This window comes from Pseudomonas frederiksbergensis, assembly GCF_001952935.1.
GTDB classification, from domain to species: domain Bacteria; phylum Pseudomonadota; class Gammaproteobacteria; order Pseudomonadales; family Pseudomonadaceae; genus Aquipseudomonas; species Aquipseudomonas frederiksbergensis.
Genome location: NZ_CP018319.1, coordinates 805,940 through 818,169 on the forward strand (window position 1 = coordinate 805,940; position 12,230 = coordinate 818,169).

Consider the following 12,230-nt stretch of genomic DNA (forward strand, 5'->3'; position numbering starts at 1 on the left):
CTTGCCTGCTATGCGCGAACGCACCATCGCCAGTCATTTCGCCCGTGCCGCCCTCGGTGGCGCACGCCGGCTGGGTTATGACTATTCGAATCTGCTGCAACAACTCGGCATCAGCCCCGAGTTGCTTGAAGAGCCGCGAGCGCGAATCGCGCCTGAACAGTTCACCCGATTGATTCAGGGGCTGTGGCTGGCACTGGATGACGAATACCTGGGCTTCGGGCCGGTTCCGAGCAAAACCGGTAGCTTCGCGATGATGTGCCATGCGCTGATCCATTGCCGCAATCTGGAGAAAGCACTCCACCGCGGCCTGTTGTTTTACAGCTTGTTCCCCAACAGCCCCCGTCTGACCCTGACCCGCGAAGACGACCTGATTCGTCTGAGCCTCGACGACTCGCAGTTCCGCGACCCGGACCACTTCCTCACCGAGAGCCAGTTGCTGGTGTGGCATCGTCTCGGCAGCTGGCTGATCGGCCAGCGCATTCGCTTGGAACAGGCGACGTTCAGTTACCCGAAGCCCGAGCACGGAGCCGAATACGATTTGCTGTTCCCCTGCCCTCTGGCGTTTTCCACGGCGCAGAGCAGCCTGTTGTTTCACAGTCGTTACCTGGACATGCCGCTGCTGCAGGATGAACGGACACTCAAGCATTTCCTCGAACGCTCCCCCGCCGACCTGTTGTCGCGCCCGGACGACGGCGACAGTTTGAGCAGCCAGTTGCGAAGGTTGCTCAGCCGCGACAGTTCGCACTGGCCGGATCTTCAAGAGGTGGCCGCGCACTTGCACATCAGCCCGCAAACGTTGCGTCGGCATTTGCGGGAGGAAGGGTCGAGTTTTCAGGAATTGAAGGATCAGCTGCGCCGGGACATTGCGATTTATCACCTGGGGCGGGCGGATTTGTCGTTGCAGCAGATTGCCGAGCAGCTGGGGTTTTCCGAGCCTTCGGCGTTTCACCGGGCGTTCAAGAAATGGACCGGACTTACGCCTGGGGCTTATCGCGCGCAAGAGAACTGAAGTTCCACTGATCGTTCCCACGCTCTGCGTGGGAATGCCTCAAGGGACGCTCCGCGTTCCAGCTCCCGAAAGGGACGCAGAGCGTCCCGGGCTGCATTCCCACGCAGAGCGTGGGAACGATCAGTCGCTCCGCGTGGGAACGATCGGTTACTCGCGGTCAAACCACCGGAAAATGAATCCGGAACGCCGCCCCGCCCAGTGGCGAATCCCCCAGCGTCAGCTTCGCGCTGTAGCTCTCGATGATGTCCTTGACCACCGCCAACCCAATCCCCTGCCCCGGATGCTGGCGATCCAGCCGCTCTCCCCTTTGCAGAATCCGCGCCCGCTGATCCGGCGGCACGCCCGGCCCGTCATCCTCAACGCACAACTCAACCCCGCCAAGGCTTTCGCGCACGCTGATGCGTACTTCGCCGAGGCACAGGCGATAGGCGTTTTCCAGCAGGTTGCCCATCATTTCCAGCAGCGCACCCTGCTCGATCGGCACGTAACACTGCTCCGGCAGATCGAACGCGACCCGCACGCGTTTGTCGCGGTAGACCTTGTCCAGCGTGTCGCACAGGCTTTGCAGCACCGGGCGCAGGCGTACCTGATGACGCACCAGACCACTTTTGCGCAGGCTGGCGCGTTGCAGTTGATAGCTGATCTGCTGACTCATGCGTTCAATCTGGGTTTGCAGCACCCAGGCCTGATCACGATCGGCCGGGCGCTGGGCCATGTCTTCGCTGACGCCTTGCAGCACAGTCAGCGGGGTTTTCAGGCTGTGGGCCAGGTCGTCGAGGGAATCGCGATAGCGGCTGCGTTGTTCGCGCTCGCTGTGCAGCAAGCGGTTGAGGGAACCGGTCAGGCGCAACAGTTCGCGCGGGTGTTGTTCGCTGAGGCTTTCGCGGGTGCCGCTTTCGATCTCGTCCAGTTCCTGACTGAGCCGGCGCAACGCCTGCAAGCCCCAGGTCAGGCCGCTCCACAGCAGCGCGAGCAACACCAGCAAGGCGGCACCGAAACCGAGGTAGAGGTTTTCCCGCAGGCCTTCGAGGGTTGCTTCGTACTCACGCACCGGTTGCAGCGCGACGATGCTGAACGCCGCGCTCTTGCCGCCGAGCAGTTTGACCTCGACGTCATAGACGAAGAATTCCTGGCCATTGGCTTCGCTGATTCTCGCGAACTCATTACCGCGCCCGTCGTAACGCGGTGTGTAGTTGATGTGCTCTTCCTGGGTGCCCTTCGAGCGCCAGACCAGATGCCCTTCGCGGTCATAGATGTAGCCAAGCAAACGGCCGTCAGTGAGGTTGAAACGCTCATCGGGCAACTGCGCCGGCATCTGCAAGCGGTTGTTCTCCACCCGGGCGGCGGAAATCAGCGTGGTGACGTCCGACGCCAGGCGCTGTTCGATCGAGTCCTGCAACGCCAGGCTGAACGCGCCCTGCATCGCCGGCAGCAGCGCCAGCATGAACAACACCGCCAGGAGCGCGGCAGCGAGCATCAAACGGACACGAAGGGAACGAATCAAGTGCAGCGCTCATTGAACAGGTAGCCGAGGCCACGCACGGTATCGATCGGTTTGAAGCCGGACGGGCCTTCAAGTTTGCGGCGCAGACGGCCGACCAACACTTCGATCACGTTCGGATCGCGCTCGTCGTCGTCCGGGTAGAGCTGCTCCATCAAGCGATCCTTGGCCACCACTTGCTGGTGATGCCGCATCAGGTACTCGAGGATCCGATATTCGTAAGCGGTCAGCGCCAACGGTTGTTCATCAAGGGACGCCTGTTTGCGATTGAGGTCCAGCAGCAACGGCCCGGCGACGATGGTCGACTGGGTGAAACCGCTGGAGCGGCGCAGTAAGGCGTTCAGCCGGGCATCGAGTTCTTCGAACTGGAACGGCTTGACCACGTAATCGTCGGCGCCGGCGGCGAGGCCTTCGACCTTGTCCTGCCAGTTGCCGCGCGCGGTGAGGATCAGGATCGGGAAAGTCTTGCCGCGCGAGCGCAGCTGACGGATCAGGTCGAGCCCGCCCATGCCCGGCAGGCCGAGGTCGATCACCGCCAGGTCATGGTTGTACTGCTCGGTCTGGTACAGCGCCTCTTCAGCATTGGCCACGGACTCGACCACGTGGCCGCTGTCCGTCAGGCGGGTTTGCAGGTGATGGCGCAACAGCGCTTCATCTTCGACGACCAGCAGTTTCATAACGCTCTCCTACGCAAATCAACATCTCCAGAGGCATAGTTTCGCCAGCCAGGTAAATCGCGGAACCTGTGGGAGCGGACTTGCTCGCGAAGACGGCGGCACAGTCAACATAGTTGTCGCCTGACACACCGCTTTCGCGAGCAAGCCCGCTCCCACAGGGATTTTGCTTTTCTGACTCACATTGGTGCATGCCCTTGCGAAGCCCTTGTCAGAAAGCGTAGTTCGCCGACAGGTAGGTCTGGGCGCTGCTGGTCAGGTCCAGCGAGCCCTGTTTGCTGCCACCGCGCTCGCTCATCTCGGTGCTGGCGTTGCTGCGCAGGTAACGGTAACCCAGTTCCACCGAGGTGTTTTGCGAAACCTGTTGCAGGACACCCACCTGGCCGCCGATGGCGTAACCGATGTCGCTGTCGCGGCTGAAGCCTGGCGACTCCTGAGTCATTTTGGTCAAACCGGCCGTGGCGCCGCCGAACAACCTGGTGCTGCTGCCCACCGGGTAGAACAGGTCGTAGCTGCCCAGGAGGTTTTCCTGCCGCAGTTTAATGCCGTTGTGGGAGCCCGATACGTTGTCGTAAGTGGCATAGTAGCGGCCCTGACTGTTTTGCCGGCCCAGACGCACACCCCAGGTGTTGTCCTTGCCGATCACGCCGTCGGCGTTCGGGCTGTTGAGGTTGTCGTTCAGGGCGTGGGACTTTTTGACTTTGTCGCTGGTCTGTCCAAAAGTAAGGCTGGCGAAATTGTCGTCGGAAGCGAAAGCCGCGGTACTCGCGCTCAGGACAGTAAAAGCCAGAAGCAGTTTTTTGAATCCAGTCATAGGGGAGTTCCTTATGTGCTATTTGCTATTTGGGTACGGGGCAAGGTTACTCACCCGGCCCTGAACTCCCCCTGAACGCACGCTGAACCTGAGCTGAATCAAATCGACCAGGCTGTTTTGATGACTTTTTTGCAGGAGATCCGACGATGCGCATTTTCCTCGCCTTTGTATTACTGGCCTTGAGCGGGCTCAGCCAAGCCGCTATCAAGACTCAGGAGATCCCTTATCAAAGTGCTGACGGCACCAAGCTGATCGGCTATTTCGCCTATGACGACGCCATCCAGGGCGCACGCCCTGGCGTTGTGGTGGTACACGAATGGTGGGGGCTCAACGAGTACACCAAGCGCCGCGCCCGGGATCTCGCCGGTCTGGGCTACAGCGCACTGGCCATCGATATGTATGGCGATGGCAAAAACACTGAGCATCCCAAGGACGCCATGGCCTTCATGCAAGCGGCATTGAAAGACAGTGCCGCGTCCAGTGCACGCTTTCAGGCCGGGCTTGATCTGCTGAAGAAACAGCCACAAACCGATCCGGACAAAATCGCCGCTATCGGTTATTGCTTTGGCGGCGGCGTGGTGCTGAATGCGGCACGCCAGGGTTTGCCGCTGGCGGGCGTGGTGAGTTTTCACGGTGCGCTGGCAACCAAGACGCCTGCCACACCGGGTAGCGTGAAAGCCAAGATCCTCGTCGAACATGGCGCTCTGGACAGCATGATCACCGCGGATAATGTTGCAGCGTTCAAGGCTGAGATGGACAAGGCAGGCGCTGACTATCAGTTCGTCAACCTTGAAGGAGCCAAGCATGGATTCAGCAATCCTGATGCGGACCGGTTGAGCCATGGCGATCACGGCGGGCCGGATATTGGCTACAACAAAGCGGCGGATGAAAAATCCTGGGCGGACATGCAGGCGTTCTTCAAGAAAATATTTAGCTGACACAGTGATCGTTCCCACGGTCCCCGTGGGAATGCAGCCCGGGACGCTCCGCGTCCCTTTCGAGAGCTGGAACGCGGAGCGTCCCTTGAGGCATTCCCACGCGGAGCGTGGGAACGATCAAGCCGTTGCTACTACCCAGCCTGAGAGCAACCCGGCAAAATCCCCCACATGAATCGCGCCCCCGCCCTCCCCGTCTGCTGCACTCCACTCGATGCCCATTGGCCGCTGCCGTTTGCGCTGCCCGATACGGTGCTGTTGAGCACTCACTTCGATACCTCGCAACTGGCCAGCGATGATTTCCAGCGTAGCGCCATCGAGCCGCCGCCCACCATCCAGCGTTCGGTCGCCAAGCGTCAGGCAGAGTTCCTCGCCGGGCGGGTTTGCGCTCGGGCGGCGTTGCAACAGCTGGAAGGGCTGAGCTTTATTCCGGCTATCGGCGAAGACCGGGCACCGGTATGGCCGACGCACATCACCGGCTCGATCACCCACAGCACCGGCCGGGCCTCGGCGATCGTCGCGAAGAAAACCCACTATCGCGGCCTGGGGATGGACCTGGAAAACCTGCTCAACCCTGAACGGGCCGAGCGGCTGGCCGGGGAAATCCTCACCCCGCCCGAGTTGCAACGCATGACCGCAGGCCGTCGCGACCAGTTGGCGATGCTGGTCACCTTGACGTTTTCAGTGAAGGAAAGCCTGTTCAAGGCGCTGTATCCGATCGTTCAGCAGCGCTTCTATTTCGAGCACGCTGAAGTGCTGGAGTGGACCGAAAGCGGTGAAGTGCGGCTGCGGTTGCTGACTGATTTGTCCAGCGAGTGGCGCAACGGCACTGAGCTGGATGCGCAGTTTGGGGTCATTGATGGGCAGTTGTTGAGTCTGGTCAGCATCAAGGCCTGAGTTTTTTCAGTGCCTGTAAGGGCCTCTTCGCGAGCAAGCCCGCTCCCACATTTGATCTGCTGTGAACACAAAATATGTGAACACTGAAGATCCAGTGTGGGAGCGGGCTTGTCTCCGGGCGGCGTTCCGACGAAAGCGGTGGAACATTCACCAACAATCTCACCGCTTCTCCTGATTGCGCGGCCAACTCAAACTGAAACACGCCCCGCCCAGGCTTTTACTCTTGCTGATCAACGCCCGGCCATCATGCCAATGGATGATTCGCCGCACGATGGACAACCCCAACCCATGCCCACCGGAGGCGCGGGTACGGCTGTCGTCGAGGCGCAGGAATGGCGTGAAGATTTTCTCCCAGGCCGTTTCCGGCACGCCCGGTCCGTCATCCTCGACATCCACTCGACAGCGCTGCTGCCCGACCTGATAGCTGACGGTCACCCGCGATTGAGCGTGGCGCATGGCGTTGCTCACCAGGTTCTGCAACGCCCGGTGCAGGTAACGCGGCTCGGCCTCGACCCAGGCATCATCATTGTCCGCGGCGGACAAACACAAACCGCGCTGCACCGTGACCTCGGCGCGTAACGGCGCCAGTTCTTCGATCACCTGATTGACCAACGCATCCAGATCGATCCGCTGAAAATTCAGTGCCGGTGAACCCTGCTCCAGTCGTGCGTAGGTGAGCATCTCGTCCACCAGGCGATCGAGATCCTCGATGTCATGGTCCATGCCTTCACAGTATTTTTCCAACGCCTGCGGCGTGGTCGCCGAGCCGATCATTTCCAGGCCAAAACGCAACCGCGCCACGGGTGTGCGCAGCTCATGAGACACGGCACGCACCAGCTCACGCTGAATCGCCAGCAATTGCTGCAAGTGTTCGGCCATGCCGTTGAACGCCGAAGCCAGCCGTCCCACCGAGTCCGCGCCGCGTGTTGGCACGCGGGTTTCCAGGCTGCCCTTGGCGATGCGCGTGGCGGCCGCTTCCAGGCCACGCAAACGGCGTTCAAGTTGGCGCACCAATAAATAGACGATCAAGCCGATCAGGCTCAAACCCAGGGCGGCGATCAGCACCAGCCACTCCGGCGGATAAGGATTCATCTGATACAACGGGCCGATTTCCAGCACCCACGGCGTCCCCACCATGCCGGCAAACACCCGGATCGAATCGCCGCCCTTGCCCAGCGCCATCACCGTGTCGCCCTCAGACACCCGGCGACTCTGGTCTTCGTCCATGTCCGCCTGTTCGATCTTCACCAGCCGCAAGTCGAAACCAAAGCCTTTGTCGCGCTTCAATTGCGCCAGGCGCTCGGGTTGCTCGGCCACCGGGTAGCGCACCAGTTCATCGGCCAGCAGGTAAATAGTCGCCCGGGCCAGTTGTTCGCTGATCTGCTGGACTTCGCCGGTCAGCACCAACTGTTCCTTGTCGCTGACCAACCGGTAAACCTTCGCCGCGTGCGGACCGGTCTGTTCCACCAGCGCCTGACCGCGCAGCACGCGGGTGCGCTGGGTCATGTCGAGGTCGGTTTGGGCAAAGGTCTTCAGCGCCAGAGGAATCCCCAACAACCGCTCCCACACCAGCAAGGCACGGTGGCGCTCGGTTTCGTTCATCGGGTTCAGATTGTCGGCCATCAGCGAGAACGTGCCGTGGGCCAGGCGTTCGCGGTATTGCTCGCCGCGCACCTGGTTAAGCAGGTGCAAGGCCAGCACGCCGAGCACCGCCACCAGAATCAGCGCCGCGCACATGCCACCGTAAATGCGCAGGAAGATCGAGTTCACAGCGTGCAGGCTTCTGGAACGAACAGATAACCTTTGCTGCGGATGGTCTTGATCAGCCGCGGATGCTCCGGGTCATCGCCGATTTTTGGGCGAATGCGCGAGATGCGCACGTCGATGGAACGGTCCTGGCCGTCATAGCCAATGCCGCGTAGCGCGGTGAAAATCTCTTCCCGGGACAGGATGCGCCCGGCGTTGGCCACCAACAGCCAGAGCAGGTCGAACTCGGCGCTGGTCAGTTCGATGCCGTTGTCGTTCAGCCAGGCTTCGCGCAATGCGTTGTCGACCACCAGGGGGCCGAACTGCAGGCGCCGTTGTTTTTCCGGCGCCACTTCAGGGGCTTCACTGCGTCGCAACAGGGCCTGGATACGCGCCAGCAACAGACGGGGGCGAACCGGTTTGCACACGTAGTCGTCGGCGCCCAGGTCCAGGCCAAGTATCTGATCGGTGTCGTCGGTGCGGGCGGTGAGCATCAGGATCGGGCCGTCATACTTGTCGCGGACCTTGCGGCAGATGCTCAGGCCATCCTCGCCCGGCAACATCAGGTCGAGGATCACCAGGTCCGGTTTCTCCTTGATGATCCGTGCCGCGGCCAAGGCGCCGTTGCCCTCGATCGATACGCGCAGACCATTGGCTTCCAGGTAGTCGCGGGTCAGTTCGGCCAGACGCTGGTCGTCCTCGACAATCAATACCTGCCAGGCTTCTTGCTCCACGGTGACCTCTGCTTGCCAACAACACTTTATAAGGAAGGATCCGCCCGTCTTTTTGTAATGATTGGGGAGGATAAGAATGCATCTGCATGAGCCGATTGTATAAACGCCGCTCGCCAAGAACACAAGCCGGTAAATGCGTTCGGACAACGCGGTTTTTTGTGATAGGGTTCGCGCCCTTAAAAAGCCGAGCAACTGTTTTCAATCGGTGAAAATCAGTGAAAAACGGTCCGCTCCAGCTAGGTCGCGGCCTACACGCCCGTTCCACCTTTCACACACAATTTACGCACAGGTTTATCCACAGGTAGTACGTTGCAACACCCCCAAAAACGCATTATCTTGTACCCCGTCGCCAAAAAAACCCTACATGTAGGGTTTTTGCATAAAAACCAAACACAAATCAGACACCGGTTTCAAGCGCTTTTATTGCCTCTTTCCGGTTGAACCAAACGTATTTTCGAAAGACCAAACCGCGCGTACGGATGGCTACTGTTTTTGAGCCGATAACGGCGTTAACGGTACGGGTGTTGCAGTCGATTACTGTCACCCAAAAGGATCCCGGTTCCAGGTTCAAGCCCTGGGACCAAAGACTTCGGCATGGAAGCGGCGCCCCAATAGCCCCTTCCTGATCTGTCCCGAAGTTGGTATGCCCGGCCCCTCGCCGGTTGTAGTGCTTCAGGACGGAACGGTGGGCACCCAAATGGTGCCCAAACAAACATAGAGAATGTGGAGACAACCCCCCATGCAAACCGACACAACTCGCGAGAACCCGCAGGGCACCTTGCCGCAGGCCGCAGATTCGACTTCGGATCTGTCCGCCACCGCGCCTGGCCAACTGCGTGTGATCAAGCGTAACGGCACTGTCGTTCCTTACACCGATGACAAGATCACCGTCGCCATCACCAAAGCGTTTCTCGCAGTTGAGGGCGGCACCGCTGCCGCTTCGTCGCGAATCCATGACACCGTTGCCCGTCTGACCGAACAAGTCACCGCGACCTTCAAGCGTCGCATGCCCTCGGGCGGCACGATCCACATCGAAGAAATCCAGGACCAGGTCGAACTGGCCCTGATGCGTGCCGGCGAGCAGAAAGTAGCCCGCGACTACGTGATCTACCGTGACGGTCGCTCGAAAGAACGCGCAGCCCACGCACCGGCCGAAGAAGCAGTCAACGCTCACCCGTCGATCCGCATCACCCGCGCCGATGGCACCTTTGCTCCTCTGGACATGGGCCGCCTGAACACCATCGTCACCGAAGCGTGCGAAGGCCTGGAAGAAGTCGACGGCGACCTGATCCAGCGCGAAACCCTGAAAAACCTGTACGACGGCGTGGCCCTGACCGACGTCAACACCGCGTTGGTGATGACCGCCCGTACGCTGGTCGAGCGTGAGCCGAACTACTCGTTCGTGACCGCCCGCCTGCTGATGGACACCCTGCGTGCCGAAGGCCTGAATTTCCTTGGTGTCGCCGAGAGCGCGACCCATCACGAAATGGTCGACCTGTATGCCAAGGCCCTGCCTGCCTACATCGCCAAGGGCATCGAATTCGAATTGCTGAACCCGGTCCTCGCTACCTTCGACCTGGAAAAACTCGGCAAGGCAATCAACCACGAGCGCGATCAGCAGTTCACGTACCTGGGCCTGCAAACCCTGTACGACCGTTACTTCATCCACAAGGACGGGATCCGCTTCGAACTGCCGCAAATCTTCTTCATGCGCGTGGCCATGGGCCTGGCAATCGAAGAGAAGAACAAAGAAGACCGTGCGATCGAGTTCTACAACCTGTTGTCGTCCTTCGACTACATGTCCTCGACCCCGACCCTGTTCAACGCCGGCACCCTGCGTCCACAGCTGTCGAGCTGCTACCTGACCACCGTGCCGGATGACCTGTCGGGCATTTATCACGCGATCCACGACAACGCCATGTTGTCGAAATTCGCCGGCGGCCTGGGCAACGACTGGACTCCGGTTCGTGCACTGGGTTCTTACATCAAGGGCACCAACGGCAAATCCCAGGGCGTTGTTCCGTTCCTGAAAGTGGTGAACGACACCGCCGTCGCCGTTAACCAGGGTGGCAAGCGCAAAGGCGCTGTCTGTGCCTACCTGGAAACCTGGCACATGGACATCGAAGAGTTCATCGAACTGCGCAAGAACACCGGTGATGATCGTCGTCGTACCCACGACATGAACACCGCCAACTGGATTCCTGACCTGTTCATGAAGCGCGTCTTCGATGACGGCAAGTGGACCCTGTTCTCGCCGTCCGAAGTGCCGGACCTGCACGACCTGACCGGCAAGGCGTTCGAAGAGCGTTACGAGTACTACGAAGCCCTGTCCGAGTACCCGGGCAAGATCAAGCTGTTCAAGACCATCCAGGCCAAAGACCTGTGGCGCAAAATGCTGTCCATGCTGTTTGAAACCGGCCACCCATGGCTGACCTTCAAAGACCCGTGCAACCTGCGCAGCCCGCAGCAGCACGTCGGCGTGGTTCACAGCTCGAACCTGTGCACCGAGATCACCTTGAACACCAACAAGGACGAGATCGCCGTTTGCAACCTGGGCTCGATCAACCTGCCGAACCACATCACCAACGGCAAGCTGGACACCGCCAAGCTGGAACGCACCGTGAACACCGCCGTTCGCATGCTCGATAACGTTATCGACATCAACTACTACTCGGTGCCACAAGCGAAGAACTCCAACTTCAAGCACCGTCCGGTCGGTCTGGGCATCATGGGCTTCCAGGACGCTTTGTACCTGCAGCACATTCCTTACGGTTCCGACGCTGCCGTCGAGTTCGCCGACAAGTCGATGGAAGCGGTCAGCTACTACGCGATCCAGGCCTCCTGCGACCTGGCCGATGAGCGCGGCGCCTACGAGACGTTCCAGGGTTCGCTGTGGTCCAAAGGCATCCTGCCGCTGGATTCGCAACAGATCCTGATCGAGCAACGTGGCCAGAAGTACATCGACGTTGACCTGAACGAATCCCTGGACTGGGCACCGGTTCGCGCCCGTGTGCAGAAAGGCATTCGTAACTCCAACATCATGGCCATCGCACCGACCGCGACCATCGCCAACATCACTGGCGTATCGCAGTCGATCGAACCGACCTACCAGAACCTCTACGTGAAATCGAACCTGTCGGGCGAATTCACCGTGATCAACCCGTACCTGGTTCGTGACCTGAAGGCTCGCGGTCTGTGGGACTCGGTCATGATCAACGACCTGAAGTACTACGACGGTTCGGTGCAGCAGATCGAGCGCATCCCGCAAGAACTCAAAGAGCTCTATGCGACTGCCTTCGAAGTGGACACCAAGTGGATCGTTGACGCGGCAAGCCGTCGTCAGAAGTGGATCGACCAGGCTCAATCGCTGAACCTGTACATCGCTGGCGCATCGGGCAAGAAGCTGGACGTGACCTACCGCATGGCCTGGTACCGTGGTCTGAAAACCACTTACTACCTCCGTGCCCTGGCCGCGACCAGCACCGAGAAGTCGACCATCAACACCGGCAAGCTGAACGCTGTTTCCAGCGGCGGCAACCACGGTGAAGACTCGGTCCTGGCAGCCCCTGCCGGTCCTGCTCCAGTGCCGAAGGCTTGCGCCATCGACGAGCCGGATTGCGAAGCTTGCCAATAAGCTGAGCCGGTGAGCGCTGAAAGGCGCTGACCTCGATAACCCCCGATCGGTCCTCTGGATTGTCGGGGGTTTTCTTTTGCCTTGAGGAATGTGGTGACTGTGCTGACGCCATCGCGAGCAGGCTCACTCCTACAGGGCCGGGTTGACTCGGAGGAATGCGATCTACTGTGGGAGCGAGCCTGCTCGCGATGAGGCCAGCACAGATAACCAGGATGCCTGCGTCAGGGACAAATCCCGGTCATAAAAAAACCCCTCTTGCGAGGGGTTCTTTATGCAGCGCTATCCC

9 protein-coding genes are annotated in these 12,230 nt (G+C 60.1%); 4 read left to right on the forward strand and 5 right to left on the reverse strand.

Annotation, left to right across the window (positions count from 1 at the left end):
* The first annotated feature begins 10 nt into the window (after positions 1-10).
* A complete protein-coding gene (locus tag PFAS1_RS04070) occupies positions 11-1,009 on the forward strand; it encodes an AraC family transcriptional regulator (RefSeq protein ID WP_076028289.1) in 999 nt (332 codons plus the stop codon).
* A 157-nt stretch (positions 1,010-1,166) separates the two neighbouring features.
* Here PFAS1_RS04070 and PFAS1_RS04075 read toward each other — a convergent pair whose 3' ends face one another.
* The 3 genes from PFAS1_RS04075 to PFAS1_RS04085 form a co-directional block, all read right to left on the reverse strand.
* Positions 1,167-2,513 (reverse strand): ATP-binding protein, encoded by a 1,347-nt coding sequence (locus PFAS1_RS04075; RefSeq protein ID WP_076028290.1) that lies wholly within the window; start codon positions 2,511-2,513, stop codon positions 1,167-1,169.
* Entirely contained in the window at positions 2,510-3,187 is a 678-nt protein-coding gene (locus tag PFAS1_RS04080) for a response regulator (protein ID WP_076028291.1), read from the reverse strand. The genes PFAS1_RS04075 and PFAS1_RS04080 overlap by 4 nt, the downstream gene beginning before the upstream one ends.
* Before the next feature lie 208 nt (positions 3,188-3,395).
* On the reverse strand, positions 3,396-3,998 hold the full coding sequence (locus PFAS1_RS04085) for a hypothetical protein (RefSeq protein WP_076028292.1): 603 nt from the start codon (positions 3,996-3,998) through the stop codon (positions 3,396-3,398).
* Positions 3,999-4,144: 146 nt separating this feature from the next.
* On the opposite strand from PFAS1_RS04085, the gene PFAS1_RS04090 reads away from it, so the two are divergent.
* Entirely contained in the window at positions 4,145-4,936 is a 792-nt protein-coding gene (locus tag PFAS1_RS04090; protein WP_076028293.1) for a dienelactone hydrolase family protein, read from the forward strand.
* Between the two features lie 168 nt (positions 4,937-5,104).
* Positions 5,105-5,830, forward strand: coding sequence for a 4'-phosphopantetheinyl transferase family protein (locus tag PFAS1_RS04100; RefSeq protein ID WP_198044950.1), 726 nt, complete (start codon positions 5,105-5,107; stop codon positions 5,828-5,830).
* A gap of 159 nt (positions 5,831-5,989) precedes the next feature.
* Here the strand turns inward: PFAS1_RS04100 and PFAS1_RS04105 are convergent, their stop codons facing one another.
* Entirely contained in the window at positions 5,990-7,600 is a 1,611-nt protein-coding gene (locus tag PFAS1_RS04105) for an ATP-binding protein (protein WP_074879160.1), read from the reverse strand.
* Complete coding sequence (locus PFAS1_RS04110; RefSeq protein ID WP_074879161.1) at positions 7,597-8,310, reverse strand: response regulator; 714 nt, start codon at positions 8,308-8,310, stop codon at positions 7,597-7,599. Before PFAS1_RS04110 ends, PFAS1_RS04105 begins: the two co-directional genes overlap by 4 nt.
* A 739-nt stretch (positions 8,311-9,049) precedes the next feature.
* Here PFAS1_RS04110 and PFAS1_RS04115 point away from each other — a divergent pair.
* On the forward strand, positions 9,050-11,944 hold the full coding sequence (locus PFAS1_RS04115) for a ribonucleoside-diphosphate reductase subunit alpha (RefSeq protein WP_074879163.1): 2,895 nt from the start codon (positions 9,050-9,052) through the stop codon (positions 11,942-11,944).
* Positions 11,945-12,230: the final 286 nt, after the last annotated feature.